This window comes from Paracoccus sp. (in: a-proteobacteria) (assembly GCF_047605025.1).
In the GTDB taxonomy this organism is placed as follows: Bacteria; Pseudomonadota; Alphaproteobacteria; order Rhodobacterales; family Rhodobacteraceae; genus Paracoccus.
The window spans coordinates 47,025-70,858 of the sequence record NZ_JASGGO010000013.1 but is presented as its reverse complement, the minus strand read 5'-3'; the positions used below and the strand labels follow the sequence as shown (position 1 = coordinate 70,858).

The 23,834-nt window shown below is 67.4% G+C and carries 28 protein-coding genes; 11 read left to right on the top strand and 17 right to left on the bottom strand.

Features of this window, described 5'->3' with window-relative positions; genetic code table 11:
• Positions 1 to 3: 3 nt before the first annotated feature.
• The gene (locus QM682_RS09510; RefSeq protein ID WP_415129085.1) at positions 4 to 762 is read left to right on the top strand and encodes an ABC transporter ATP-binding protein; all 759 of its coding nucleotides are present in this window, start codon (positions 4 to 6) and stop codon (positions 760 to 762) included.
• Here the strand turns inward: QM682_RS09510 and QM682_RS09505 are convergent.
• From QM682_RS09505 to QM682_RS09485, 5 genes are all read right to left on the bottom strand, one after another.
• Entirely contained in the window at positions 759 to 1,499 is a 741-nt protein-coding gene (locus QM682_RS09505; RefSeq protein WP_415129083.1) for a VIT1/CCC1 transporter family protein, read from the bottom strand. The genes QM682_RS09510 and QM682_RS09505 overlap by 4 nt on opposite strands.
• Before the next feature lie 74 nt (positions 1,500 to 1,573).
• Positions 1,574 to 2,404 (bottom strand): metal ABC transporter permease, encoded by an 831-nt coding sequence (locus QM682_RS09500; protein ID WP_415129081.1) that lies wholly within the window; start codon positions 2,402 to 2,404, stop codon positions 1,574 to 1,576.
• Positions 2,401 to 3,252 carry a metal ABC transporter permease gene (locus tag QM682_RS09495; RefSeq protein ID WP_415129079.1) on the bottom strand — a complete coding sequence of 284 codons (852 nt, stop codon included), beginning with the start codon at positions 3,250 to 3,252 and terminating at the stop codon, positions 2,401 to 2,403. Before QM682_RS09495 ends, QM682_RS09500 begins: the two co-directional genes overlap by 4 nt.
• Positions 3,249 to 4,103 (bottom strand): manganese/iron ABC transporter ATP-binding protein, encoded by an 855-nt coding sequence (locus QM682_RS09490; protein ID WP_415129077.1) that lies wholly within the window; start codon positions 4,101 to 4,103, stop codon positions 3,249 to 3,251. The genes QM682_RS09495 and QM682_RS09490 overlap by 4 nt, the downstream gene beginning before the upstream one ends.
• Positions 4,096 to 4,995, bottom strand: a complete 900-nt coding sequence (locus tag QM682_RS09485; protein ID WP_415129075.1) for a metal ABC transporter substrate-binding protein — start codon at positions 4,993 to 4,995, stop codon at positions 4,096 to 4,098. Before QM682_RS09485 ends, QM682_RS09490 begins: the two co-directional genes overlap by 8 nt.
• 106 nt (positions 4,996 to 5,101) lie before the next feature.
• Here QM682_RS09485 and QM682_RS09480 point away from each other — a divergent pair, with 106 nt between their 5' ends.
• Positions 5,102 to 5,524, top strand: a complete 423-nt coding sequence (locus QM682_RS09480; protein ID WP_415129073.1) for a Fur family transcriptional regulator — start codon at positions 5,102 to 5,104, stop codon at positions 5,522 to 5,524.
• Positions 5,521 to 5,880: a YigZ family protein gene (locus QM682_RS09475; protein ID WP_415129071.1), complete on the top strand. Its 360-nt coding sequence runs from the start codon at positions 5,521 to 5,523 to the stop codon at positions 5,878 to 5,880. Before QM682_RS09480 ends, QM682_RS09475 begins: the two co-directional genes overlap by 4 nt.
• On the opposite strand, the gene QM682_RS09470 is transcribed toward QM682_RS09475, so the two are convergent.
• The 3 genes from QM682_RS09470 to pth are packed head-to-tail and all read right to left on the bottom strand — an operon-like array spanning position 5,877 to position 7,980.
• Positions 5,877 to 6,248: a DUF2237 family protein gene (locus tag QM682_RS09470; protein ID WP_415129069.1), complete on the bottom strand. Its 372-nt coding sequence runs from the start codon at positions 6,246 to 6,248 to the stop codon at positions 5,877 to 5,879. The genes QM682_RS09475 and QM682_RS09470 overlap by 4 nt on opposite strands.
• The gene (locus tag QM682_RS09465; RefSeq protein WP_415129067.1) at positions 6,245 to 7,285 is read right to left on the bottom strand and encodes a DUF2332 domain-containing protein; all 1,041 of its coding nucleotides are present in this window, start codon (positions 7,283 to 7,285) and stop codon (positions 6,245 to 6,247) included. Before QM682_RS09465 ends, QM682_RS09470 begins: the two co-directional genes overlap by 4 nt.
• Positions 7,282 to 7,980, bottom strand: coding sequence for an aminoacyl-tRNA hydrolase (pth, locus tag QM682_RS09460; protein WP_415129065.1), 699 nt, complete (start codon positions 7,978 to 7,980; stop codon positions 7,282 to 7,284). The genes QM682_RS09465 and pth overlap by 4 nt, the downstream gene beginning before the upstream one ends.
• A gap of 198 nt (positions 7,981 to 8,178) precedes the next feature.
• On the opposite strand from pth, the gene QM682_RS09455 reads away from it, so the two are divergent.
• From QM682_RS09455 to QM682_RS09435, 5 genes are all read left to right on the top strand, one after another.
• Positions 8,179 to 8,808: an ATP-dependent Clp protease proteolytic subunit gene (locus tag QM682_RS09455; RefSeq protein ID WP_415129063.1), complete on the top strand. Its 630-nt coding sequence runs from the start codon at positions 8,179 to 8,181 to the stop codon at positions 8,806 to 8,808.
• Positions 8,809 to 8,961: 153 nt separating this feature from the next.
• Complete coding sequence (gene clpX, locus QM682_RS09450; RefSeq protein WP_415129061.1) at positions 8,962 to 10,227, top strand: ATP-dependent Clp protease ATP-binding subunit ClpX; 1,266 nt, start codon at positions 8,962 to 8,964, stop codon at positions 10,225 to 10,227.
• A gap of 257 nt (positions 10,228 to 10,484) precedes the next feature.
• Entirely contained in the window at positions 10,485 to 10,859 is a 375-nt protein-coding gene (locus QM682_RS09445) for an NADH:ubiquinone oxidoreductase subunit NDUFA12 (protein WP_415129059.1), read from the top strand.
• Between the two features lies 1 nt (position 10,860).
• Positions 10,861 to 11,325, top strand: a complete 465-nt coding sequence (mlaD, locus tag QM682_RS09440) for an outer membrane lipid asymmetry maintenance protein MlaD (RefSeq protein ID WP_415129057.1) — start codon at positions 10,861 to 10,863, stop codon at positions 11,323 to 11,325.
• Positions 11,322 to 11,810: a DUF2155 domain-containing protein gene (locus QM682_RS09435; RefSeq protein ID WP_415129055.1), complete on the top strand. Its 489-nt coding sequence runs from the start codon at positions 11,322 to 11,324 to the stop codon at positions 11,808 to 11,810. Before mlaD ends, QM682_RS09435 begins: the two co-directional genes overlap by 4 nt.
• Here the strand turns inward: QM682_RS09435 and aat are convergent.
• From aat to QM682_RS09410, 5 genes are all read right to left on the bottom strand, one after another.
• Positions 11,774 to 12,412 (bottom strand): leucyl/phenylalanyl-tRNA--protein transferase, encoded by a 639-nt coding sequence (gene aat / locus QM682_RS09430; RefSeq protein ID WP_415129053.1) that lies wholly within the window; start codon positions 12,410 to 12,412, stop codon positions 11,774 to 11,776. The genes QM682_RS09435 and aat overlap by 37 nt on opposite strands.
• Entirely contained in the window at positions 12,412 to 13,770 is a 1,359-nt protein-coding gene (gene accC, locus QM682_RS09425) for an acetyl-CoA carboxylase biotin carboxylase subunit (RefSeq protein ID WP_415129051.1), read from the bottom strand. The genes aat and accC overlap by 1 nt, the downstream gene beginning before the upstream one ends.
• 7 nt (positions 13,771 to 13,777) lie before the next feature.
• Entirely contained in the window at positions 13,778 to 14,293 is a 516-nt protein-coding gene (gene accB, locus QM682_RS09420) for an acetyl-CoA carboxylase biotin carboxyl carrier protein (protein WP_415129049.1), read from the bottom strand.
• A gap of 109 nt (positions 14,294 to 14,402) precedes the next feature.
• Positions 14,403 to 15,287 (bottom strand): lysophospholipid acyltransferase family protein, encoded by an 885-nt coding sequence (locus QM682_RS09415; RefSeq protein WP_415129047.1) that lies wholly within the window; start codon positions 15,285 to 15,287, stop codon positions 14,403 to 14,405.
• On the bottom strand, positions 15,284 to 16,255 hold the full coding sequence (locus QM682_RS09410; RefSeq protein ID WP_415129045.1) for a DMT family transporter: 972 nt from the start codon (positions 16,253 to 16,255) through the stop codon (positions 15,284 to 15,286). The genes QM682_RS09415 and QM682_RS09410 overlap by 4 nt, the downstream gene beginning before the upstream one ends.
• Positions 16,256 to 16,456: 201 nt before the next feature.
• Here QM682_RS09410 and QM682_RS09405 point away from each other — a divergent pair, with 201 nt between their 5' ends.
• The gene (locus QM682_RS09405; RefSeq protein ID WP_415129043.1) at positions 16,457 to 17,929 is read left to right on the top strand and encodes a nucleobase:cation symporter-2 family protein; all 1,473 of its coding nucleotides are present in this window, start codon (positions 16,457 to 16,459) and stop codon (positions 17,927 to 17,929) included.
• Between the two features lie 8 nt (positions 17,930 to 17,937).
• Here QM682_RS09405 and QM682_RS09400 read toward each other — a convergent pair whose 3' ends face one another.
• The 4 genes from QM682_RS09400 to QM682_RS09385 are packed head-to-tail and all read right to left on the bottom strand — an operon-like array spanning position 17,938 to position 22,022.
• Positions 17,938 to 19,209: an HlyC/CorC family transporter gene (locus QM682_RS09400; RefSeq protein WP_415129041.1), complete on the bottom strand. Its 1,272-nt coding sequence runs from the start codon at positions 19,207 to 19,209 to the stop codon at positions 17,938 to 17,940.
• On the bottom strand, positions 19,206 to 20,171 hold the full coding sequence (locus tag QM682_RS09395) for a tyrosine recombinase (protein ID WP_415129039.1): 966 nt from the start codon (positions 20,169 to 20,171) through the stop codon (positions 19,206 to 19,208). Before QM682_RS09395 ends, QM682_RS09400 begins: the two co-directional genes overlap by 4 nt.
• Positions 20,168 to 21,811, bottom strand: coding sequence for a hypothetical protein (locus tag QM682_RS09390; RefSeq protein ID WP_415129037.1), 1,644 nt, complete (start codon positions 21,809 to 21,811; stop codon positions 20,168 to 20,170). The genes QM682_RS09395 and QM682_RS09390 overlap by 4 nt, the downstream gene beginning before the upstream one ends.
• A complete protein-coding gene (locus QM682_RS09385) occupies positions 21,798 to 22,022 on the bottom strand; it encodes a hypothetical protein (RefSeq protein ID WP_415129035.1) in 225 nt (74 codons plus the stop codon). Before QM682_RS09385 ends, QM682_RS09390 begins: the two co-directional genes overlap by 14 nt.
• A 168-nt stretch (positions 22,023 to 22,190) precedes the next feature.
• On the opposite strand from QM682_RS09385, the gene QM682_RS09380 reads away from it, so the two are divergent.
• Both QM682_RS09380 and aroB read left to right on the top strand, forming a co-directional pair.
• Positions 22,191 to 22,730, top strand: coding sequence for a shikimate kinase (locus QM682_RS09380; RefSeq protein WP_415129033.1), 540 nt, complete (start codon positions 22,191 to 22,193; stop codon positions 22,728 to 22,730).
• The gene (gene aroB, locus QM682_RS09375; RefSeq protein WP_415129032.1) at positions 22,727 to 23,833 is read left to right on the top strand and encodes a 3-dehydroquinate synthase; all 1,107 of its coding nucleotides are present in this window, start codon (positions 22,727 to 22,729) and stop codon (positions 23,831 to 23,833) included. The genes QM682_RS09380 and aroB overlap by 4 nt, the downstream gene beginning before the upstream one ends.
• Position 23,834: the final 1 nt, after the last annotated feature.

Below are 23,834 nucleotides of genomic sequence, written 5' to 3'. Positions count from 1 at the left end.
GTCATGCTGAACCTGCGGGATCTGAACGTCTGGTTCGGCCATGCCCCCGACCGGGTCGACGCGGTGCGGGGCGCGGGCTTCCAGGTCGCGCGGGGCGAAAGCTTCGGGCTGGTCGGCGAATCCGGCTCGGGAAAATCGACCATCCTGCGCGCGATCACCGGCCTCATCGGCACCTGGTCGGGCAGGGTCGAGGTCGCGGGCGAGGCGATCCAGGGCACCCGCCGCTCGCGGGGGTTCCATCGCAAGGTGCAGATGGTCTTCCAGGACCCCTATGCCAGCCTGCATCCGCGCCATTCCGTGGATCACGTCCTGTCCGAGACCCTGCACCTGCAAGGCATGGACGGGATCGACACCCGCATCACCCGGCTTCTGGACAGCGTGGGCCTGGGTCGCGGCTTCCGCTTCCGCTATCCGCACCAGCTTTCCGGCGGACAGCGCCAGCGCGTGGCCATCGCCCGCGCCCTGGCCGCCGAGCCGGAACTGCTGCTTCTGGACGAACCCACCTCGGCCCTGGATGTCAGCGTCCAGGCCGAGATCCTGAACCTGCTCTCGGACCTGCGCCGGGATCGGGGCCTGACCTATGTGATGGTCAGCCACGACCTGGCCGTGGTCGCGCATATGTGCGACCGGCTGGCGGTGATGCGCGGCGGCGAGATGGTCGAACAGATGCCCGCAGGCGCCCTGCGCGAGGGCCGCGCGCAAACGGATTACGCGCGCGACCTGATGCGGGCCAGCCGCAGCTATGCGCGCGATCCGGGCTAGAGCAGCCCGAAGAAGACGCGTCCCAGGGCGGCGCTGATGCCCATGGCCAGCGCGCCGCCCAGCATGGCGCGCAGCGTGGCGCGCCTGCTGGCCACGCCCGCCGCCCAGGCGCCCAGCCCGGCCAGGCCGCAAAGCGTCAGCACCACCGTTCCCAGCACGCACAGGATGACGCCGCCCGCCGGCGCGGCCATCGCCGCCAGAAGCGGCGCGAAGGCCGCCAGGGCGAAGACCGTCGCCGCCGCCAGCGCGGCCTGCATCGGGCTGCCGCCCAGTTCCGCCTCAAACCCGGCGAGGCCATGGGCGCGCGGGACGGGCCGCTCGCGCGCGCGGACCTCGCGGGCGGCTTGCAGGGCGGTGCCGGGGCTCATGCCGCGCGATTCATAGATCGCCGCCAGTTCGTGCAGATCGGCCTCGGGCAGGCGGCACAGAGCCGCGCGCTCGCGCGCCCGGTCGTCGCGCTCGCCGTCGCCGCGCCCGGCCACCGGGAAATAGGCCCGCAGACCCACCGCCAGCGCCCCCGCGACCAGCGCGGCGGTGGCCGCCATCAGGATGGTGCCGCGCGTGGCCCCGGCGGCGGCGACGCCCACGATCAGCGCGCCTGCCAGGATCACCCCTTCATTCGCCCCCGGAATCAGATCGGACGGCCAGGCCGGCCGCGACGGGGGCAGGTCCGGGTTCAGGGCCTGTTCCTCAGGGTCGGCCTGCTGGCCGACCTCGGGGCTGAAACTTGTAGGCATCTCCGTCCTCCGCACCAGGGGGGCCGGGAAAGGCTAGGCAAGATTCGCCTATTTGGCCAGTTCGCGGGGGCCGCTCAATCGGCGGTGTTCCGCCGCGTGGCAAGGTTTCGCCAAAGGAATGCCGCCAGGAACTGGAAACTCAGCACAAGAACGATGGTTGGGGCGGGTGCGCTGTCCAGCCAGAAGCTGATCAGCAGGCCCAGGACGCCGCTGATCGCCGCGATGGCGACGGCCAGCGCCAGCATCACCGGAAGACGCCGGCTCAGCAGGAAGGCGATGGCCCCCGGCGCGATCATCATCGCGACGGACAGGATGATCCCCACCGCGCTCAGCATCGCCACCACCGTCGCCGCGATCGTCGCCAGGAAGGCATAGTCCAGCAGTCGCACCCGCAGCCCCGAGACCCGCGCCTGCACCGGATCGAACCCGGCCAGCGCGATGTCGCGCCATTTCAGCAGCAGGAACCCGCCCACCAGGACCGAGATCGCGGCGGCCAGGCGCAGATCCTCCGGCCCGATGCCCAGCATGTTGCCGAACAGGATATGGTCCAGATGCAGTTCCGTGGGTATGGCGGTGTAAAGCACCACGCCCAACCCGAACATGCCCGACATCACCACGCCCAGCACGGTGTCGCGCTTCACCCGGCTCATCTCTTGCAGCCAGCCGGCCGAGACGGCGGCGCCAAGCCCCGCGACGAAGGCCCCGATCAGCAGCGGAATCCCCGCGACATAGGCCAGCACCACGCCCGGCAGGATCGCATGACTGATCGCGTCCCCCATCAGCGACCAGCCGCGCAGGACCAGAAAGCACGAAAGCATCCCCGCCGGCAGCGCGACGATCAGCGCCAGAAGCGCCGCATCGCGCATGAAGGGAAAGGAAAAGGGCAGGGTCAGCCAGTCCATCATGCCGCCCCCCCGCGCGCGCGGCGCCGTGCGGCCAAAAGCCCATGCTTCGGCGCCAGCATGAATGCCGCCAGGAAGACCAGCGTTTGCAGGCAGGTGATCACCCCCCCCGTCGCCCCGTCGAGGAAGAACGAGATATAGGCGCCCAAGCCCGCCGTGACCGAGCCGATGGCGACCGAAAGCAGGATCAGCCGCGGAAAGCGGTCGGTCAACAGATAGGCGGTCGCCCCCGGCGTCACCACCAGCGCGATGACCAGAAACGCCCCCACCGTCTGCAAGGCCGCGACCGTGCAGGCCGACAGCAGGGTAAAGAACAGAAGCCTCAGCCGCAGCGGCGACAGGCCGATGGTGCGGGCATGGCTCTCGTCGAAGAACACGACCATCAGGTCGCGCCATTTCAGCGACAGGATCACCAGCGAGATGCCTCCGATCAGCGCCAGTTGCAGCGTGTCCTCGGGCGTGATCGCCAGAATATTGCCCATGGTGATGGTCTGGACGCTGACCGACATCGGATTGAGCGAGACCATGAACAGGCCCAGTCCGAAGAAGCTGGTAAAGATCAGCCCGATGATCGCGTCCTCCTTCAGCCCCGAACGCTGGTTCAGAAACAGCATGGCCAGCGCCGCGAGCCCGCCCGAGAGGAACGCGCCAAGCGCGAAGGGCAGGCCCAGGATATAGGCGCCCGCGACGCCCGGCACGATGGAATGGCTCAGCGCGTCGCCGATCAGGGACCAGCCCTTCAGCATCAGATAGGCCGAGAGGAAGGCGCAGACCGCGCCTACCAGCGCCGAGACCCAGATCGCGTCCCGCATGTAGGAATATTCGAAGGGGGTTAGAAGGGTCTGGATCATTTGCCGCTGGCCTCGGGGCTGCGGCGCTCGCCGTCATAGAAGATCAGCGGGCGCTCGTCGTCGCTCAGCATGGTGACGCCGCGCGGGTCGTCGTCGGCATGCAGCTGCCCCGCGTTCAGCACCAGGTGCCGCAGCACGCCGCCGAAGGTGCGGCGCAGGTTCTCGGGGGTGAAGACCTGCGCGGTCGGGCCATCGGCCAGCACCGTGCCCTTGACCAGCACCACCCGGTCGCAGAATTCCGGCACCGAGCCCAGGTCGTGGGTCGAGACCAGCATCACCCGCCCCTCGTCGCGCATCTGGCGCAGAAGGGTGATGATCGCCTCTTCGGTCTTCACGTCGACGCCGGTGAAGGGTTCGTCGAGCAGGATCACCGAGGCGCCCTGCGCCAGCGCGCGGGCCAGGAAGACACGCTTTTTCTGCCCGCCCGAAAGCTCGCCGATCTGGCGGTGGCGAAACGCGGTCATGCCGACGCGCTCAAGCGCCTGATCGACGGCCTGACGGTCCTGGGGCCGGGCGCGGCGCAGGAAGCCCATATGGCCATAGCGGCCCATCATCACCACATCCTCGACCAGGACGGGAAAGGTCCAGTCCACCTCCTCGGATTGCGGCACATAGGCGATCAGGTTCTGGCGCAGCGCCTGCGGGACGGGCATGCCCAGCACCCGCACCGTCCCGCGCGAGGCCGGAACAAATCCCATCAGCGCCTTGAAAAGAGTTGATTTTCCGGCCCCATTCACGCCCACCAGCGCGGTGATCGAGCCTTTGGGAACGGTGAAGCTGGCGTCGCGCAACGCGGTGAAGCCGTTGCGATAGGTCACGGTCAGCCCCTGGGTGCTGATGCCCTCAGTCATCTTCCAGCCCCTTCACGATAGTCTCGGCGGTGACGCGCAGAAGGTCCAGATAGGTCGGCACCGGCCCGTCCGGCTCCGACAGGCTGTCCACATACAGGACGCCGCCATAGCGTGCCCCGGTTTCCTGCGCGATCTGGCGCGCCGGCCGGTCCGAGACGGTGCTTTCCGAGAACACCACCGGGATGTTTTGCGCCCGGATCTGGTCCACCACGCGGCGCACCTGCTGCGGCGTGCCCTGGGCATCGGCATTGATCGGCCACAGATAAAGCTCGTTCAGGTGGAAATCCCGCGCCAGATAGGAAAACGCGCCCTCGGAACTGACCAGCCAGCGCCGCGCCTCGGGCAGGGCGCGGGCGCGGTCGCGAAGGGGGCCGATGGTTTCGGCGATGCGGCCTTTGTAGGCATCCGCATTGGCACGATATTCGTCCGCGCCCTCGGGGTCCAGCCGCGTGCAGGCGGCGGCGATATTGTCGACATAGATCATCGCCGAATCCAGCGCCATCCAGGCATGGGGATTGGGCTTGCCCTGATAATTGCCCGAACTGATCGGCATGGGCACCACCCCCTCGCTGACCGTGACCGAGGGCAGATCCCCCAGGTTGCGCAGGAACTGTTCGAACCACAGTTCCAGGTTCAGCCCGTTGCGCAGGATCATCCGCGCGCCCCGTGCGGCGACCAGATCGCTTGGCGTCGGCTCGTAATTGTGGATCTCGGCCCCCGGCTTGGTGATCGAGACCACTTCGATCCGCTCGCCCGCCACATTGCGGGCCATGTCGGCGATGATGGTGAAGGTGGTGGCGATCTTGGGCCGCTCCTGCGCCTTCAGCCTGAGGGGCGCGGCCAGGACGCCCAGGGCGCCCAGGGTGCTGCTGAGAAATAGCCTGCGTTTCATGGCGATCCTTTTCCTGCCCTGTCGTTTGCCTGCCTCTGTTATTTGCGAATGATTCTCATCTTGTCAAGCTTGTTGCAATCAAGTCGCAACTGAGCAAGAAGAGGGTATGGACCATGACGCTCGCGCCCTTGAATTCGAACAGGCCCTGCGCCGGGCGGGTGTGCGCATCACCCGTCAGCGCGCGGCGCTTTTGCGCGTTCTGGCGAGTTCGGACGACCATCCCGACGCGACGCTGCTGCATCGCCGCGCCACCAAGGCCGGGGCGGGGGTGTCGCTGGCGACGGTCTATCGCACCCTCTCGGCGCTTGAAGCGCAGGGGGTGATCCTGAAGCTGGAGTTCGAGGGTGAGGCCGCGCGCTTCGAGCCCGCCGATGGTCGTCATCACGACCATATGATCGACATCGAGACCGGCGAGGTGATGGAATTCGTCAACGACCGGATCGAGCGGTTGCAGGCCGAGATCGCCGCCGAAATGGGCTATGAGATCGTCCGCCACCGGCTTGAGCTTTACGTCCGGCGTAAGAAATGAGCCTGACGGTCTTTGACAGGATCATCTCGGATCGCGGCTCGCGCTATGCGGTTTCGGGAGGGCCGGCGCGAAGCCGGGCCGAGGTCGAGGCGCTGCTGGCCGAGCTGAAATCCGCCAAGCGCTTCGCCAGGGCCACGCATAACACCTGGGCCGCGATCCTTGACGGCGAAGGGTTGCGCGACGATGACGGCGAAAGCGGCGCCGCGCAGATCATCCTGCAAATGCTTGAGCGCGAGGGGCTGGCGGATCACCTGGTCGTCGTCACGCGCTGGTATGGCGGCAAGCATCTGGGCGGCGACCGCTTTCGCCATGTTGTGGATGCGGTCCGCCACTATCTGGCCAAACGTCCGCGCTAGCCCTGCTGGGCATGGGCGCGCAGCAATTCCAGCGGGATGATTTCCAGCGCGCGCTGATGCGTGGCTTCCAGCACGACCTTGGGCGCGGCGAATTCCCCCGCCGCCTGCATGAAGCGCATCGCGCACAGGCACCACCGATCCCCCGCCTTCAGGCCCGGAAAGCGGTATTCCGGGCGCGGCGTCGAAAGGTCGTTGCCCAGATATTTAGACAGCGCCAGAAACTCATCGGTGACGATGACGCAAACCGTATGGCTTCCGCGATCCTGCGGGCCGGTATTGCAGCAGCCATCGCGAAAGAACCCGGTCAGGGGGCGGGTCGAGCATGGCGTGAGCTTGCCGCCCAGCACGTTCAGCGCGGCGTCCATCATGCTTTCTCCTGCGGTTGCCAATCTATCCAGCCGCCATGGGCTTGCGCATGCCCAAGTCGCCAGCTGCGCATCCCGTTCCCATCCCAAAGCCGCAGGTCCAGCGCCATGCCGCGCGGCCCGCCACCCTCCATCGAGACATGCGCCAGGGGGTGATCCGCATCCGCGCAGGTTCCTGCGGCTTGCATCGCCGCTTCGATCCGCTGCCGCGTCGTATCGGGGAAATACTGCGCCGCGACGGTGTGAAAGATCAGCCGCCCATGCGGGGCTTGGTGCGCCAACTGGCGTTCCAGCCAATCCGCCGCGTCGCCACGGTCCACGACCGGGGGCCGGCTTTGGGCCAAGGCCAGCGCCGCCTGCATCCGCGCCAGCCGTGCGGGCTGGTCGGGCCAGATATAGGCTTGCAGCCGCAGCCCGTCCCTTTGCGGGTCCAGCGGATGCAGATCCACCCCGCGCGCCGCGCCGACCCGAAGGGGGCGCAGATCCGGCCGGGCGCCGCGCCATTCCGGGGTCAGGATCACATCTTCTGAAGAGGAGTTATTTATATTTTCTGAAACAATGCTATAAAGTGGAAAGTTCAGGTTAAGTCCGGCGCTTGCCCCCAGTTCCAGCAGATCGAACCGCGCCGGGCTGAGACCTGCCAGAAACCCCGCCGCCGCCAGCAGCACGCTTGAGCGCCCGACCTCATTCGTCTGCGGCGCAAGCTCTATCCAATCTAGGAACCATGTCTCATATTCTTGGATAATATAAATAATATGAGATTTAAGTTCGTCGGCCGGTAAGCTGGCCAGCCGGGGCGAGCGCCCGGTCAGCACCAGTCCCTGCAACGCGCCGCACAGCCGCAGCGGCAGCGAGGCGCCGTGATAGGTGATATCGCCCTTCCAGTCGCGGATGCGTCGGGCCAGAGGGCTGGCCAGCCTATCAACAAGGGGCCTATCAAGGGCTTCGGCGAGAATCTCGCAGATGCGGGCGGTCAGGGGCGATCCCAGCGCGCGGCACGCCTCGGCTTGCAGGGCGCAGGCGTCGCGCCAGGCGCTCATTTGAAGCGCTCTCCCAGTGCGCGCAGCCGGTCGGCAAAGCCTTGCGGCGGGCGTTCGGGTTCGCGTTCGGGGGCGACCTTGGGCGGGGCCGGCGCGGGCGGGGGCGGCCTGGTCCCGCTGTTGCGCGCCGGTGCCACCTGCGCCGATACGGCGTTCATGAACCGCGCATCCTCGCCCGTGACCAGCGCCGCCGCCCCGTCCGAGATGCCGCGCAACAGATCCTCAAGCCCCGGCTCCTCGGATTTGGCGAAGTCCGAAAGCACATAGCCCGCCACCCGATCCTTGTGACCCGGATGGCCGATGCCGATGCGCAGCCGCCGATAGCCCTCGCCGATATGCTGGTGAAGCGAGCGCAGCCCGTTATGGCCCGCATGCCCGCCGCCCAGCTTCAGCCGCGCCTTGCCGGGCGCGAGGTCCAGCTCGTCATGCAGCACGATCACCTCGGGCGGGGTCAGCCTCAGATAGCGCATCGCCTCGCCCACCGACTGGCCCGAGAGGTTCATGAAGGTCGCGGGCTTCAGCAGAGCGACCTTTTCCTGGCCCAGCCGTCCCTCGCTGATCTCGCCCTGGAAACGGGCGCGCCAAGGCGAAAAGCCGTGGTCCAGGGCGATCCGCTCGACCGCCATGAAGCCGACATTATGCCGGTTGCGCTGGTATTTCACGCCGGGATTGCCCAGGCCCACGATCAGTTTCATTGCCGTCTCCGTCACTTCCCCGCAGCCTAGCCGCAGGGCGCGAGAGGGGCAAATTTTATCCGTCTCTTGTCCTTCCAGCCGGGCGTTACTAAGACTCTGTCAAGGTTTCGCTTCTAGAGCTTCGCAGGCAAGGGGCGCAGGCTCCGGGGCCGAATCGCGAAACGGGCAGGCCAGGCAGGGACAAAGGCAAGGAAAGACATGCAAGATCCGGCAGAATTCTACATGAACACGCTCGTCCCCATGGTCGTGGAACAGACCAGCCGGGGCGAACGCGCCTATGACATCTTCTCGCGCCTGCTCAAGGAACGGATCATCTTCCTGTCCGGTCCGGTTCATGACGGCATGGCCACGCTGATTTCCGCGCAATTGCTTTTCCTTGAGGCCGAGAACCCGACCAAGGACATCAGCATGTATATCAACAGTCCCGGCGGCGTGGTGACGGCGGGCCTGTCGATCTATGACACGATGCAATACATCAAGCCCCGCGTCTCGACGCTGGTGGTGGGGCAGGCGGCCTCGATGGGTTCGCTGCTTTTGTGCGCGGGCCAGCCGGGGCATCGCTTCTCGCTGCCCAACAGCCGGGTGATGGTCCACCAGCCCTCGGGCGGGTTCCAGGGCCAGGCCACCGACATCCTGATCCACGCGCGTGAGACGGAAAAGCTGAAGCGCCGCCTGAACGAGATCTATGTCAAGCATACCGGCCGCACCCTTGAGGAGGTCGAGGAGGCGCTGGAGCGCGACCGCTTCATGTCCCCCGAAGAGGCAAAGGAGTGGGGCCTGATCGACGAGATCCTGGAAGCGCGCGGCAAGGCCGAGCCGGGGACGTGACCGCGCCCGGCGGGGGGCGGTTTTTGGGGATTGTGACGGGCCATGGCGGCCCGTAACATAGAGACCGACATGCAGCGCGGGCCCGGCCCGCGCCGCTGACAGGCGGAGATCCGGCGCTGGGGCCGATTTCCGGGGTAATACGAGGATGAACTGATGGCCAATCAGACCGGCGGCGACAGCAAGAACACGCTCTATTGCAGCTTCTGCGGCAAGAGCCAGCACGAGGTGCGCAAGCTGATTGCCGGTCCCACCGTGTTCATCTGCGATGAATGCGTCGAACTTTGCATGGACATCATCCGCGAGGAAACGAAAAGCTCGGCGCTGAAATCCGGCGACGGCGTTCCCAGCCCGCGCGAGATCTGCAATGTGCTGGACGATTACGTCATCGGCCAGGAACATGCCAAGCGCGTCCTTTCGGTCGCGGTGCACAACCATTACAAGCGGCTGAACCACAGTTCGAAAAGCGATATAGAACTGGCGAAGTCGAACATTCTGCTGATCGGCCCGACCGGCTGCGGCAAGACGCTGCTGGCCCAGACCCTGGCGCGCATCCTGGATGTGCCCTTCACCATGGCCGACGCGACCACGCTGACCGAGGCCGGCTATGTCGGCGAGGATGTGGAGAACATCATCCTGAAGCTGCTGCAAGCCAGCGAATACAATGTCGAGCGGGCGCAGCGCGGCATCGTCTATATCGACGAGGTGGACAAGATCACCCGCAAGTCGGACAATCCCTCGATCACCCGCGACGTGTCGGGCGAGGGGGTGCAGCAGGCCCTGCTGAAGATCATGGAGGGCACCGTCGCCAGCGTCCCCCCGCAGGGCGGGCGCAAGCATCCGCAGCAGGAATTCCTGCAAGTGGATACCACGAACATCCTGTTCATCTGCGGCGGCGCCTTCGCGGGCCTGGACCGGATCATCGCGCAGCGCAACAAGGGCACGGCGATGGGTTTCGGCGCGGCGGTCAAGGAAAAGGACGACAAGGGCGTGGGCGAGCTTTTCAAGCAGCTTGAGCCCGAGGATCTGCTGAAATTCGGTCTGATCCCCGAATTCGTCGGCCGTCTTCCGGTGATCGCCACTTTGGGCGACCTGGACGAAGGCGCGCTGATCTCGATCCTGACGGCGCCGAAGAACGCGCTGGTCAAGCAATATCAGCGCCTGTTCGACCTGGAAAACGTCAAGCTTACCTTCACCGAGGATGCGCTGACCGCCATCGCGCGCCGCGCCATCAAGCGCAAGACCGGCGCGCGCGGCCTGCGCTCGATCATGGAGGACATTCTTCTGGACACCATGTTCGAACTGCCGGGCATGGACAGCGTGGCCGAGGTCGTGGTGAACGAGGAAGCCGTGGACAACGCCAATGCCAAGCCGCTGCTGATCCATATCGAATCGAAAAAGGAAGCCGCGACCGCCGGCTGAGTCCGCCCTTGATCGCGCCGTGCGCGTGCGTCCCGGACCCGCTTCCGGGGGACATCCTCCTTTGGAGAAGGGCGGTCTTGGTCGGGAAAGGCCGCAGGCTTCTTTCCTGATGCCGGTTTCCTGATGCCGGTTTCCTGATGCCGGGCCCTGGCATGCGCATCCGGGCCGCTGTCAGGGCGGATGGATCAAGCTTCTCTGGACCTTGCCGCCAACATGCGCCATATCTCGACCAAATCCGATTGAAGAGGTTCTTACCCATGTCCCTTCTCCTGCGCACCCTGACCTGGTGGAACAGCCAGACCATCAACACCCAGGTCTGGACCCGTCTTTACGGCGAAAAGGTCGGCGAGGACGATCAGGGCAATATCTATTACCAGTCGGGTGGCGGTAAGCGGCGTTGGGTCATCTATAACGGCGAAGCCGAGGCGAGCCGCGTCTCTCCCGAATGGCATGGCTGGCTGCATCACACCTATAAGAACCCGCCCACGACCGAGCCGCTGCCGCACAAGACCTGGGAACAGCCGCACGAGCCGAACCAGACCGGCACGCCCGCCGCATATCACCCGGCCGGCTCGATCTATCGCGCCAAGCCGGCCGAGCGGCGCGATTACGACGCCTGGCAACCGGAATAAGATGCAAAGCGCGGCGGAAAAGGCCGAGCTGTGGGTCGGCGCCGCCGTTCTGGCGGTAGCCGCAGCTTTCCTTTTCTGGTCGGGCAGCGGCGCGATCAAGGGCATGGGTGGCGCCAGCTATGAGTTGCGCGCGGCCTTTCCGAACGTGGACGGGATCGAGCCGGGCACCGATATCCGCGTCGCGGGCGTCAAGGTTGGCAAGGTCTCGGGCGTCACGCTGAACCCGCAGACCTATCTGGCCGAGGCGCGGCTGCGTCTTCCGGGCGAGATCCGGCTTCCTGCCGACAGCGCCGCGCTGATCCAAAGCGATGGCCTGCTTGGCGGCGCCTATATCGAGCTTCAGCCCGGCGGCGCGGCCGAGAACCTCGCCCCCGGCGACGAGATCGAGGATGTCCAGGGCGCCGTCAGCCTGCTGTCGCTGATGATGAAGTTCGTCGATGCCCAGGCGGATGGAGAGGGCGAATGATCCGCAAGCTGAGCCTTTGCCTGTTCCTTGCCGCCATGCCCGCGCTTGCCCAGGAGGAGGCACAGGCGCCGGTGGACGACAGCCTGCTGGTCGATCCCGCGCTAAGCGAGGATCCCCAGGCCGTGGCCCCTGCCGAACCCTCGGCGGCGGAACGTCAAGCGGCGGTTTCGCGTGCCCATGGTCCCGAGACGGCGCGGGGGCAGGAAGCGGCGCTGCGCGGGCTCGACAAGGTGACTGGCCAGACCCATGACTTTCAACTCGCGCCGGGCCAGTCGGTCGAATTCGGCCGACTTGATGTGCGGCTGGGCGAATGCCGCTATCCGGCCGCCGATCCCACCTCGGATGCCTATGCCGAGTTGACGATTCAGGACAGCAAGGCGAACCGGACGGTTTTCTCGGGTTGGATGATCGCCTCGTCCCCGGCGATTTCGGCGCTGGACGATCCGCGCTATGATGTCTGGGTCATATCCTGCGACAAAGCCTGAGGCGCCGGCAGCGCATCCGTGGCGCATAGGTGCACCGGGCAGTCCAGCGCCTGCTTCAGCCGCTCGCGGTAATCGGCCCGGCTGATCTGGATGCCTCCCATCGAGGCCAGATGCGCGGTCAGGAATTGCGTGTCCCATAGCCGGAAACCGCAGCGGCGCAGGTGCCCCGACATCCAGATCAACGCGGCCTTCGAGGCGTTCTTGCGCCGAGAGAACATGCTTTCTCCGAAAAATGCCCCACCCAGCGAGATGCCATAGGTGCCGCCGACCAGTTCGCCGCCCTCCCAGACCTCCAGCGAATGCGCATGGCCCATGCCGTGCAACTCGTCGTAAAGCGCGATCAGCGGGGCGTTGATCCAGGTTTCGGCCCGGTCGGCGCAGCCCGCGACCACGGCATTGAAATCGCGGTTGATCGTGGCCCGCCAGTCTGTGCCGCGCAGAAAGCGCCGCATAGAATGCGAGACATGCACGCCCCCCACCGGCAGGATGCCGCGCTCGGGCGGGTCGAACCAGTAAAGCGTGGGGTCATGTGCGGATTCGGCCATCGGAAAGACGCCCTGCGCATAGGCGAAGAGCAGCCTTTCCGCAGTCAATCCGGTCATCAGGCGGCCGGGTTCTCGGCCAGCTTGGCCAGCCATTTCTCAAGCCAGTGAATCGAGTAATCGCCCGCGCGGATATCGGGATTTTCCAGCAATGCCCGAAACAGCGGCACCGTGGTGTCGATACCGTCCACGATCAATTCGCCCAGGGCGCGATCCAGTCGCGCCAGCGCCTCGGCCCGGTCGCGGCCATGCACGATCAGCTTGCCGATCAGGCTGTCGTAATAGGGCGGGATGCGGTAGCCGTCATAGATGGCGCTGTCCATGCGCACGCCCAGGCCACCGGGCGCGTGATATTGGGTGATGGTGCCCGGCGAGGGGGTGAAGTTCGGCAGCTTCTCGGCGTTGATGCGCACCTCGATGGCATGGCCACGGATCTTCAGATCCTCCTGGCGAAACTCCATTTCGGCGCCGGCTGCGACCAGGATCTGCTGCCGCACCAGGTCCACGTCGAAGATCGCCTCGGTCACCGGATGCTCGACCTGAAGGCGCGTGTTCATCTCGATGAAATAGAACTCGCCGTCCTCGAACAGGAACTCGATGGTGCCGGCGCCGCGATAGCCGAGCTTTGCCATGGCATCGGCGCAGATGCCGCCGATCTTGGCGCGCTGCTTGGGCGTGATGACGGGGCCGGGGGCCTCTTCCAGCACCTTCTGGTGGCGGCGTTGCAGTGAACAGTCGCGCTCGCCCAGATGCACCGCGCGGCCGCGCCCGTCGCCGAAGACCTGGATTTCGATATGGCGGGGGCGTTGCAGATATTTCTCGATATAGACCTCATCATTGCCGAAGGCGGCCTTGGCCTCGGCCCGCGCGGTGCGGAAGGCGGTCTCAAGCCCGGCCTCGTCGGCGGCGACCTTCATGCCGCGCCCGCCGCCGCCGGCGGTGGCCTTGATGATGACCGGATAGCCGATCTCGGCCGCGACGCGCCTGGCGGCCGCCACGTCCGGCACGCCGCCGTCCGAGCCGGGCACCACCGGGATCCCCAGCGCCTTGGCGGTGTCCTTGGCGGTGATCTTGTCGCCCATGATGCGGATATGCTCGGCCGAGGGGCCGATGAAGGCGATGCCGTGATCCTCGACCATCTGGACGAAGCCGGCATTCTCGGACAGGAAACCATAGCCCGGATGGATCGCCTGCGCGCCCGTGATCTCGCAGGCCGAGATGATGGCCGGCATGGAAAGATAGCTTTCCGTCGAGGGCGGCGGGCCGATGCAGACCGATTCGTCGGCCATGCGCACATGCATCGCATCCGCGTCGGCGGTGGAGTGGACCGCGACCGAGGCGATGCCCATCTCGCGGCAGGCGCGGACGACGCGCAGCGCGATCTCGCCGCGATTGGCGATCAGGATCTTGTCGAACATCCGCGCCTCACTCGACGACCATCAGGGGGGCACCGAATTCGACCGGGCTGCCGTCATCGACCAGGATGCGCTTGACCGTGCCCGAGCGCGGCGACGAGATGTGGTTCATCGTCTTCATCGCCTCGACGATCATCAGGGTCTCGCCCTCCTTGACCTGCTTGCCGATGGTGACGAAGGCCGGCGCGCCGGGTTCGGCCGCCAGATAGGCGGTGCCGACCATGGGCGAGGTGACGATGCCCGGCAGGTTGGCCGGATCCTCGCTGACCGGCGCGGGGGCTGCGGCGGGAGCCGAGGGCGCGGCCGGCGCGGGCAGGGCAGCGGCGGCCGGGGCGGCGGCGATCTGGACCAGCTTGCCCTGCTTGGACAGGCTGACCGTGAGGCGGTCGTTCTCTCCATATTCGCGCTTGACGGAAAGCTCGGTCAGGTCGTTGCGGTTCAGCAGTTCCGCCAGCGCCTGGATAAAGGCCACGTCGTCCTTGCTGTCCTGCCGGTCCTGGCCGTGGGTTTTCTTTTCGTCGCTCATACCGTCCTCTGAAATTGTCATTGGAGCCGCGTTCTTTAGCGCGGCGGTTGCGCCGCTTATAGCCTGCGCCTGGCGGCAAGGGAAAGGGTTTCGCCCGCGCGTGAAGGTTTCAGCGCCGCCGTTTCCATCTTCGATGGACCCAGAACCATTGCTCGGGATGGGCGCGGACCTGCGCTTCCAACTGGTCGTTCAACTGCTGCATCATGCTGGCGGGGTCGGAATGGGGGATCGGCGCGCCCACCTCGACGCGAAAGCTCAGCCCGTCGGGCTGGCGGATGCCCGCGATGGGCAGGATCAGCGCGTCATAGCGGATGGCAAGCTCGGCCGGGGTCAGGACCGTCCTGGTCGGAAGGCCGAAGAAGCGCAGTTCCGCGCCATGACCGTCGAACTGGTCATAGCCCAGCGACAGCCAGCCGCCGCCCTTCAGAAAGCGCAGCATGCCCGCCAGGCCCGCGCGGCCGCGCGGGAACATCGGTTGCGCGATGGCCTGCATGGCGGGGATGTAATGGCGGTTGAAGGCGGCATTGTTCATTGGCCGGTAAAGCGCGCCGACCGGCCAGCCGCGCCCGGTCAGCGCGGCGCGCATGGCGTCGTAATTGCCGAAATGCGCCACGGCGAGAATCACCGGCCTGCCGCTGGCGGCGGCCTGTTCCAGCGCGGGCAGGCCAGGACCGGAAAGGGGATCTGCCGCATGGATGCGGGCCACGAACTCGGCCCCGGAATAGAGTTCGGCCAGCGAGCGGCCGGCATTCTCGGGCACGGCGCGGGTCAGGCGGCGGACCTGGGCGGGGGACAGTTCGGGCCAGGCCATGGCGAGGTTGCGGCGGATCCGCCCGCGCCAGCCCGCCAGCGGCCCCAGCACATGCGCGAAGAGCCAGCCCATGGTCGGCACCCGACGCGCATAGGGCAGGGCGCGCGCCAGGCCCATGACGGCCCCGAAGGCGCCGTTGGCCAGGCGATCGCGCAGCGAGGGGGTCGGGTCTTTCTGGCTCATCGTCTTGGGTCGGGCGGTTCCTGGCTGGTCGCGGGGCCTTTCACGACACGGGCCTCGCGCCACCAGACATATAATCCCGCCGCCACGATGATCAACGCGCCCGTGACGGACCAGCCGTCGGGGATGGTGCCCCAGAACAGCCAGCCCCAGATTCCGGCCCAGATCAGGCTTGTATAGCCGAAGGGGGCGATGACGGCTGCCTCGGCCAGGGCGAAGGCGCGGATCAGCAGCACCTGCGCGGCGGTTCCAAGCAGACCCAGCAGCAGAAAGGCCCAGACATCCCCGCCGGCGATGGGGCGCCAGAAAAAGGGCACCGCGATCGAGCTGATCGCGCTGCCCACCACCGCCGACCACAGGATCGAGGTGGCCAGGGAATCGCAGCGTGCCATCCGCGTCAGCACCGCCCCGGCGGCATAGGTGAAGGCGCCGATCAGCGGCAGCAGCGCGGCGGGCTGGAACACGCCCGCGCCGGGACGGATGATCAGCATCGCGCCCAGAAGCGCCGCTCCGATCCCGAGGATTCGGCGCAGACCCAGGCTTTCCCCCAGAAACAGCGCCGCCGCCAGCGTGATCAGCACCGGGTTGATGTCCATGATCGCGGTGGCCTCGGCCAGGCCGATGAATTGCAGCGAGGTGAAGAACAGGCCGATCGAGGCCAATTGCGCCAACCCCCGGAAAAGCTGCACCATCGGCCGCGCCGAACGCATGGTGCGGCCCAGCCGGGGCGCCAGGATCACCCCGACCAGGACGAGATTCGTCATGAAGCGAACCCAGATGAGTTGGGCGGGATGATAGCTTTGCGCCAGGTGCTTGGCCGTCGCATCCATCAGGGTGAAGAGGAAGATCGCAAGCAGCAGCAGCGCGATCCCCAGCAGTTGCCCCCGTGCCGAAGCTTCCGCAAGCACCCCGAGCGGGGCGGCGGGCAGCGCGCCGGGGGCGTGCCGGGCAAGGGGCTGGTGCTGGGTCATGCGGGATCCTCGGGGCCGCTTATGCCCGAGCCGCCCGCCGCGCGCCAGACCTTCACGGGAAAAACCAGCAAGCGAATTTCTGGCATCAATGCCTTAATTTGCATCTGTTTGCATGGCCTATGCCGAAATTTCTTTCTCTTAGTTGCCTTGTTGGACGGCAGATGGCACCGTTTTGCCGAGAACGACGAAAGAGGGAAAGTCATGACTCGAGATCCTGTGGACGAAATCCTGCCGCCCCTGCGCCTGACGGCGCTGGGTTTGCAGCATGTCCTTGTCATGTATGCGGGGGCGGTCGCCGTGCCGCTGATCGTGGGAAGGGCGTTGAAAATGTCGCCCCAGGATGTGGCGTTTCTGATCTCGGCGGATCTGTTCTGCTGCGGCATCGCGACGATCATCCAGTCGCTGGGGATGACGCGCTGGTTCGGCATCCAGCTTCCGGTGATGATGGGCGTGACCTTCGCCTCGGTCGGGCCGATGATCGCGATGGCCAATGCCTATCCCGGCCCGGATGGCGCGCGGATGATCTTCGGCTCGATCATCGGGGCGGGGATCGTGGCCATGCTGATCGCGCCCTTCATCGGGAGGATGCTGAGGTTCTTTCCGCCACTGGTGACGGGCACGATCATTCTGGTGATCGGGGTCACGCTGATGCGGGTGGGGATCAACTGGATCTTCGGCAATCCGGTCGGGGCGACCGCGCCCAAGGTGGTGGATCCGGTGGCCCTGGGCTGGGTGAACCAGCTCAAGGACATGGCCGGCACCGGCGTGGTGCCCGCGCTGCCACAGGGCTTTGCCCCCGCCGCCAGCGTGCAGAACCCGCTTTACGCCCGGCCCGTCAACATCGCCATTGCCGGCATCGTGCTGCTGGCGATCCTGATGATCGCGCGCTTCGGCAGGGGCTTCGTCGCGAATATCGCCGTGCTTCTGGGCATGCTGGTGGGGGCGGTTCTGACCATCGCGCTGGGGCAGATGACCTTCGAGAAGGTCCACGAGGCCGCCTGGTTCGGAATCGTCACCCCCTTCCATTTCGGCGCGCCGATCTTTGAGCCGGTGCTGATTTTGACCATGGTGCTGGTGATGATCGTGGTGATGATCGAATCGACCGGCATGTTCCTGGCCCTTGGCGACATGACCGGGCGCGAGATCACGCCCCAGCGCCTGACCGCTGGGCTGCGCACGGACGGCCTGGGCACGCTGATCGGCGGGCTGTTCAACACCTTCCCCTATACCTCGTTCAGCCAGAACGTGGGCCTGGTCGGCGTCACCGGCATTAAAAGCCGCTATATCTGCGTCGCGGGCGGGGTGATCCTGATCGTCTTCGGGCTGGTGCCGAAAATGGGCGCGGCGGTGGAATCGCTGCCGACCTCGGTTCTGGGCGGCGCGGGCCTGGTGATGTTCGGCATGGTCGCGGCGACGGGGATCCGCATCCTCTCGACGGTGGATTTCGCCGGCAATCGCAACAACCTGTTCGTGGTCGCGGTGTCGCTGGGCTTCGGGATGATCCCGCTGATCGCTCCCGATTTCAAGCAATGGCTGCCGCATGCCATCCACCCGCTGATCGAATCGGGGATCCTGCTGGCTACCATCGCGGCAGTGGCGCTGAACGCTTTCTTCAACGGCACCTCGGTGGATCTTGAGGGCGCCAAGCGCGCCGCCGGCATGGCCGACCACTAGGGCCGCGATCAGACCGGAGGCCGGATGCGCAGACGGGTGATGCGGTTCTCGCGCCGCGTCACCACTTGAAAGCGGAAGCCGTGAAACGAAAACACCTGGCCCGGCAGGGGAATTGACTGGGTCATGTGGATGACGAGGCCGGCGACCGTGTTTGCCTCGTCATCGGGCAGGTCCCAGTCCAGCGCGCGGTTCAGATCGCGGATGGTCATGCCGCCATCGACCAGGTAATCGCCCGCGCCATTCGGCGCCAGGATCCCTGCGGCATCGGTGTCATGCTCGTCGGTGATCTCACCCACGATTTCCTCAAGAATATCCTCAAGCGTGATCAGGCCGCGCAGGCTACCATATTCGTCCACCACCAGGGCGAAATGCGTGTGCCGCTTCAGGAATTCGCGCATCTGTTCGTCCAGAGGCGTTGTCTCGGGGACGAAATAGGGCGGCATGGCGGTGCTGAGCACGTCAAAGCGGGCCAGCGCCTCGGGGCCGCCCTGGTGCAGCGCCCGGCGCACGCCGCGCAGCAGGTCCTTGGCATGGATCACCCCGACGACATTCTCGCGCTCGCCGCGATAGACGGGCAGGCGGGTATGGGGGCTTTTCAGCACCTGGTCCAGCACCTGCCCGGGCGTCAGCGTGGCATCGACCATCTCGACGCGCGAGCGGTGCAGCATGATCTCCTCGACCGCGCGCTCGCCCAGGTCCAGCGCGCCCAGCAGGCGGTCGCGTGCTTCTTTTTGCACCGCGCCGCTGGAATGGCCCTGGGCAAGGGCGTCGGCGATCTCGTCCTGAAGGCTGGCGGTGCCTGGCTCCGCGCGCAGGCCGAACAGCGCCAGGATCGCGGCGGTCAGGCGGCGGGCCAGCAGAAAGGGCGGGGCGAGGATGCGCACCGGCAGGCCCAGAATGGGCGCGACCGCGCAGGCCAGCCGTTCGGGGCCAAGGGCCGCCAGCGCGCGGGGCACCGCCTCGGCCAGGACCAGCACCAGCGCCGCCATCGCCATCGCCATCGCCATCGCCAGCAGCCAAAGCCCATGCCCGCCCAGATGGGGCGCGGCCAGCCGCGTCGCCAGGCTCGCGGCCATGATCTGGGCCAGCGCCCGGCCCAGCAGCATCGCGCCGGTCAGGCGCTCGGGTTCCTCGGCCAGCGCCAGCGCCGCCTGGGCGCTTGGGTCGTCGCGTTCGCGCAACTTGGCGCGGCTGGCCTGCATCAGCGCCGCCTCCGAGGCGGAAAGGAAGCCCGACAGCACAAGCAGGGCCGCCGGCACCAGCCACAGGGCGGACATCATTCCCGATCCTCGGGTGACTGCTGGGCCAGGGGGTGATGGTTCAGCACCAGATCCCGCATCCGCGCATCAAGGACATGAGTATAGATCTCGGTCGTGCCCAGATCGGCATGGCCGAGCAGGCTCTGGATCGCGCGCAGATCCGCGCCGCCCTCCAGAAGATGGGTGGCGAAGGCGTGGCGCAGCACATGGGGCGAGACGCGGGCCGGGTCGATCCCCGCCGCAAGCGCCAGTTGGTTCAGCAGCCCGTTCATCGCCTGCCGGGTCATATGCCCCTCATGCGAGGGGGCGGGGAAAAGCCAGCGACCGCCCTTGCCCGCGACCAGCCTGCCCAGGGGCGTGTCGGGCGCGGCCTGATCGCGCAGGCGCAGCCAGTCGGCCAGCGCGCGCTGTGCGGGCGGGTTCAGCGGCACCATGCGCTCCTTGCCGCCCTTGCCCTTGATCAGCAGCAGGGCCGGATTGCCGCGACAGGCGCCGACGGGCAACGAGACCAGTTCGCTGACCCGCATTCCCGTGGCATAGATCAGTTCGAACAGCGCGAGGTTGCGGCTGCGCTCGGCCGGGTTGCGGCCCAGGGCGGGCAGGGCGTCCAGCATCGCCTGCACCTCGTCGCGGCCAAGCACCTTGGGCAGGCGCATCGCCCGGCCCGGCCCGGCGATGCGTCCGGCGGGATCGTCATCGCGCCAGCCCTCGTCCAGGGCGAAGCGGGTCAATTGCCGGATGGCCGAGAGGCGCCGGGCGCGGGTCGCGCGCGACAGGCCCAGTGCGTCGCAATGGCTCAGATAATCCTCTATCGCCTCGCGGGTCATGCTGAGCAGGCCCAGATCGCGCCCCGAAAGCCAGTCCAGAAGGTCGCGCAGGTCGCGCCCATAGGCCAGAAGCGTATTGCGCGCCGCGCCCGCCTCGGCCGCCTGGGCGTCCAGGAAGGCCGAGATCCGGCGCAGGTCGGCGACCGCCTCGTTCATGGCCCGACCAACCCCAGCCCGGCCAAGCCTGGCGGGGTCGAGCCTTGTGGGGCCGAGATCACCGGCGCCAGGACCAGTTCCACCGCCGATTGCCGCGCGATTTCGCCCTGGTTCAGCGCGCGCAGGATGCGCAGCCCCTGCGCCGCGCGGGGCAGGTCGCCGTCAAGGCCGGCATCGGTGTCCTGGATCGCTTCCAGCAGCGCCTCGCCCCGGCGGTTGCCGGTCAGAAGCTCGTCGGCCCGTGGCGGCAGGGGGGTGTCGGCGCGGAAGCCGCCCAGCAGGATGCGCGCACGCTCGGCCCCCGCGCCCTCGGGCGGGACGGCATCGGCAAGGCCGCTGGCGAAATCCAGCAACCAAAGGTCGAAGGACGCCGCATCGCCCGAAGGGGCGGCCTGCACCACCTGCCATTGCCCGGCCTGCAAGGCCAGCCAAAGCCCGATCTGGCCCGCACGGCCCGTCAGCGGCATCGCTCCCGCCTCGGCCCCGGCCATCTCGGCCAAGGCCGGGCCAAGCCCCGCCGCGACCATCAGGTCGAAGGCCGGGGGCAGGCTTTCCGAGACCGCCGCCGCATCCTTGTCGTTCAGCCCCTTGATCAACGCCTGGATGGCCGAGGCGCGGTCCCAGACCCCGCCCGAGGCCGCCGGGCGCTGCTCGATATAGATGTCGCGCAGGCGCGAGGCGGTGATCGCGCCCGCCCGCGCCAGCCGCTCGGCTGCGTCCAGCCGGGCCTTCCAGCCGCCGTTCTGGTCCAGATCCGCCAGCGCGAAAGCCAGCGGCAGGTTGGCCGAGGGCAGCGGCTGGCCGATCGCCTCGAACAGACGGAAATCCAGCGGCGTCACCACCGCGCCCGGCGTCAGTTGTCGGCCCTGGTCGGAATAGCCGTCATCCAGATACTGGGCCAGAAGCTCGGACATGGCCGGGTCGATGCGGCCCAAGGTCTCGGCCCCGTGAAAGACCAGCGCGGCGGCGGCCCAGTCGCCGCCGAGCGCCAGGCAGAAGATGCGGGCCGGAAAGCTGGGCGCGACGCCGGGCGTGCGGTCCATGATGCCGCAGGCCTCGGCCTCTTCGCCGGACAAAAGCGCGATGTCGAAAAGGCGGCGGAACCGCTGCGGATCGGCGGGACCGGCGGCGCGCAGCAATTCCCGCGCGGCGCCGGTCGCGCCCATGTCCAGAAGCTGGTCGACGCGGGCCAGGAAAAGCTGCCCCTCCTGTCCCGTCGCGGCCTTGGGCGGGTTCAGCCGCGCGGCCAGAAGCCGCCGTTCCAGCCGGCGCAGCGCGGGCAGGCGTGGGGTCACGCGGGCCACGATCTGCGCCAGGGTGGCACTGTCGCTGTCGCCCCAAAGCCCCGCCGGCAGTCCCGCCGCCTTGGGCGAGACTGTGCCGGTGCTGTCGGGATTGTCCGCGCCCAGCCGGACCACGCCCACCGGCTCGACCGAGCCGCTCTTGGCGATCTCGTCGCGGGATTTGCGCGTGATCTCGGTGGGGCTGCCGTCCTGCGGGCGCCATGCCGAGACGGTGTTCGGTTGCTGGATGCTGCCGGACAGCCAGTCGCTGGCCGAAAGCGGCGGCCGCGCCGCACCCGGTCCCGCCAGCAGCGCCAGCGCCGCAGCCCCGGCGGTCGTGGTCCTAGTCCAGGTCATTCTGCCCGTTCCCCGTCGCGGCGGGGGCATCCTGGGCCGTGGGCGCGGGCGCCTGAGGCGCGGGCGCCGCCGGCGGGGCCGTGCCCAGATCCAGCTTGACCGGCAGGCGCGTTTCCCGCGGGTCGGCGGTCATGTCCCCGAAATAGGCATAGCCCGCCAGTCCCGCCGCCAGAAGAATTGCCAGCACGATGACCACCCGAAGAAGCCTCATAGCCCGTCCTTTTCGCCTCAAATCAACTTCGCATTGCCGGTCTGACGCCGGCTCGCGCCAAAATATATATGGCATTTTCCGAAAGATCACGCCATTCACTGCCTCCACATATCCCGGTTGCCTCGTTTGCGGCAGGGGTAAAAGGCTAAAGCGCGTTACGGGGGGGCAATGGGGCGCAATATCGTGCTGATCGGAATGATGGGGGCGGGTAAGACTGCGATCGGGGCGGAACTGTCCCGGCGTCTGTCGCGCCCGTTCTGGGATACCGATGCTGAGATCGAGCGTGCCGCCGCCATGACCATCCCCGAGATCTTCGCCCGCGACGGCGAGGAATTCTTTCGTGCCCGCGAATCGGAGGTGCTGGCCCGCGTGCTGGCCGGGGGCGACAGCATCGTTTCGACCGGGGGCGGATCGTGGATGCGGGCCGGCAACCGCGAGCGGATCGGCCAGCATGGCGTCTCGGTCTGGCTGGATTGCGACCTTGAGACGTTGTGGAACCGGGTGCGCAGCCGTCCGACCCGGCCCCTGCTGCAAACCGCCGACCCGCGCGGCACGCTGGAGCGCCTGATCGGCGAGCGCAGCCCCGTCTATGCCCTGGCCGACCTGCACATCCAGTCCCGGCGCGGCGAGACGGTCGAGCAGACCGCGACCCGCGTGGTCGAGGCGATCCGGGCCGGTCAACCGGCCATCCTGGAGGCGAAACGATGATCGAGACCATTCCCGTCGAACTGGGCGCGCGCTCCTATGAGGTGCGGATCGGGCGCGGCCTTCTGGACCGCGCGGGCGCCGAGATCGCCGCGTTGGCGGGCCCCCGCCGTGCCGCCATCCTGACCGACGAGACGGTGGCGAGGCTGCATCTGCCGCGCCTGCGAAATGCGCTGGCCGACCAGGGCATCCGGGCCGAGGCGCTGGCCCTGCCCTCGGGCGAGGGCACGAAGTGCTGGGCGGAACTGGGCCGCGCCGTCGAATGGCTGCTGTCGCAGAGGATCGAGCGCAAGGATCTGGTCATCGCCCTTGGCGGCGGGGTGATCGGCGATCTGGCGGGCTTCGCCGCCGCGATCCTGCGCCGGGGCGTGCGCTTCGTGCAGATCCCGACCACGCTTCTGGCCCAGGTGGACAGTTCGGTTGGCGGTAAGACCGGGATCAACAGCCCGCAGGGCAAGAACCTGATCGGCGCCTTTCACCAGCCCGCGCTGGTTCTGGCTGATATCGACGTGCTGGCGACCCTGCCGCCTCGCGATTTCAGCGCCGGCTATGGTGAGGTCGCGAAATACGGGCTTCTGGGCGACGAGGGCTTTTTCGACTGGCTGGAAGGCGCGGGACCGGGGCTTCAGGCCGATCCGGCCGCGCTGCAGCGCGCCGTGCGCCATTCGGTGCAGATGAAGGCCGGCATCGTCCAGCGCGACGAGACCGAGCAGGGCGAGCGTGCGCTTCTGAACCTGGGCCATACCTTCGGCCATGCGCTGGAATCGGCGACCGGCTATTCGGCGCGCCTGCTGCATGGCGAGGGCGTGGCCATCGGCTGCACCCTGGCCTTTGAACTTTCGGCCCGGATGGGGCTGTGCAGCCAAGAGGCGCCGTCGCGCGTGGGGGCGCATTTCGCGGCCATGGGCCTGCCCTCGCGCATCGCCGACATTCCGGGCGAATTGCCCGATGACGAGGCGCTGATCGCGCTGATGGCGCAGGACAAGAAGGTCCAGGACGGCAGGCTGCGCTTCATCCTGGCCCATGGCATCGGCCGCGCCTTCGTTACCGACGACGTGGATCCGGCGGCGCTGCGCCAGGTGCTGGCATCCTCGCGCGGGGGTTAGG

Excerpts from the sequence above, each read along its gene's own strand:
- QM682_RS09510 (WP_415129085.1), top strand. The coding sequence starts at position 4 with ATGCTGAACCTGCGGGATCTGAACGTCTGGTTCGGCCATGCCCCCGAC.
- QM682_RS09505 (WP_415129083.1), bottom strand. The coding sequence starts at position 1,499 with ATGCCTACAAGTTTCAGCCCCGAGGTCGGCCAGCAGGCCGACCCTGAG.
- QM682_RS09500 (WP_415129081.1), bottom strand. The coding sequence starts at position 2,404 with ATGATGGACTGGCTGACCCTGCCCTTTTCCTTTCCCTTCATGCGCGAT.
- QM682_RS09495 (WP_415129079.1), bottom strand. The coding sequence starts at position 3,252 with ATGATCCAGACCCTTCTAACCCCCTTCGAATATTCCTACATGCGGGAC.
- QM682_RS09490 (WP_415129077.1), bottom strand. The coding sequence starts at position 4,103 with ATGACTGAGGGCATCAGCACCCAGGGGCTGACCGTGACCTATCGCAAC.
- QM682_RS09485 (WP_415129075.1), bottom strand. The coding sequence starts at position 4,995 with ATGAAACGCAGGCTATTTCTCAGCAGCACCCTGGGCGCCCTGGGCGTC.
- QM682_RS09480 (WP_415129073.1), top strand. The coding sequence starts at position 5,102 with ATGGACCATGACGCTCGCGCCCTTGAATTCGAACAGGCCCTGCGCCGG.
- QM682_RS09475 (WP_415129071.1), top strand. The coding sequence starts at position 5,521 with ATGAGCCTGACGGTCTTTGACAGGATCATCTCGGATCGCGGCTCGCGC.
- QM682_RS09470 (WP_415129069.1), bottom strand. The coding sequence starts at position 6,248 with ATGATGGACGCCGCGCTGAACGTGCTGGGCGGCAAGCTCACGCCATGC.
- QM682_RS09465 (WP_415129067.1), bottom strand. The coding sequence starts at position 7,285 with ATGAGCGCCTGGCGCGACGCCTGCGCCCTGCAAGCCGAGGCGTGCCGC.
- pth (WP_415129065.1), bottom strand. The coding sequence starts at position 7,980 with ATGAAACTGATCGTGGGCCTGGGCAATCCCGGCGTGAAATACCAGCGC.
- QM682_RS09455 (WP_415129063.1), top strand. The coding sequence starts at position 8,179 with ATGCAAGATCCGGCAGAATTCTACATGAACACGCTCGTCCCCATGGTC.
- clpX (WP_415129061.1), top strand. The coding sequence starts at position 8,962 with ATGGCCAATCAGACCGGCGGCGACAGCAAGAACACGCTCTATTGCAGC.
- QM682_RS09445 (WP_415129059.1), top strand. The coding sequence starts at position 10,485 with ATGTCCCTTCTCCTGCGCACCCTGACCTGGTGGAACAGCCAGACCATC.
- mlaD (WP_415129057.1), top strand. The coding sequence starts at position 10,861 with ATGCAAAGCGCGGCGGAAAAGGCCGAGCTGTGGGTCGGCGCCGCCGTT.
- QM682_RS09435 (WP_415129055.1), top strand. The coding sequence starts at position 11,322 with ATGATCCGCAAGCTGAGCCTTTGCCTGTTCCTTGCCGCCATGCCCGCG.
- aat (WP_415129053.1), bottom strand. The coding sequence starts at position 12,412 with ATGACCGGATTGACTGCGGAAAGGCTGCTCTTCGCCTATGCGCAGGGC.
- accC (WP_415129051.1), bottom strand. The coding sequence starts at position 13,770 with ATGTTCGACAAGATCCTGATCGCCAATCGCGGCGAGATCGCGCTGCGC.
- accB (WP_415129049.1), bottom strand. The coding sequence starts at position 14,293 with ATGAGCGACGAAAAGAAAACCCACGGCCAGGACCGGCAGGACAGCAAG.
- QM682_RS09415 (WP_415129047.1), bottom strand. The coding sequence starts at position 15,287 with ATGAGCCAGAAAGACCCGACCCCCTCGCTGCGCGATCGCCTGGCCAAC.
- QM682_RS09410 (WP_415129045.1), bottom strand. The coding sequence starts at position 16,255 with ATGACCCAGCACCAGCCCCTTGCCCGGCACGCCCCCGGCGCGCTGCCC.
- QM682_RS09405 (WP_415129043.1), top strand. The coding sequence starts at position 16,457 with ATGACTCGAGATCCTGTGGACGAAATCCTGCCGCCCCTGCGCCTGACG.
- QM682_RS09400 (WP_415129041.1), bottom strand. The coding sequence starts at position 19,209 with ATGATGTCCGCCCTGTGGCTGGTGCCGGCGGCCCTGCTTGTGCTGTCG.
- QM682_RS09395 (WP_415129039.1), bottom strand. The coding sequence starts at position 20,171 with ATGAACGAGGCGGTCGCCGACCTGCGCCGGATCTCGGCCTTCCTGGAC.
- QM682_RS09390 (WP_415129037.1), bottom strand. The coding sequence starts at position 21,811 with ATGACCTGGACTAGGACCACGACCGCCGGGGCTGCGGCGCTGGCGCTG.
- QM682_RS09385 (WP_415129035.1), bottom strand. The coding sequence starts at position 22,022 with ATGAGGCTTCTTCGGGTGGTCATCGTGCTGGCAATTCTTCTGGCGGCG.
- QM682_RS09380 (WP_415129033.1), top strand. The coding sequence starts at position 22,191 with ATGGGGCGCAATATCGTGCTGATCGGAATGATGGGGGCGGGTAAGACT.
- aroB (WP_415129032.1), top strand. The coding sequence starts at position 22,727 with ATGATCGAGACCATTCCCGTCGAACTGGGCGCGCGCTCCTATGAGGTG.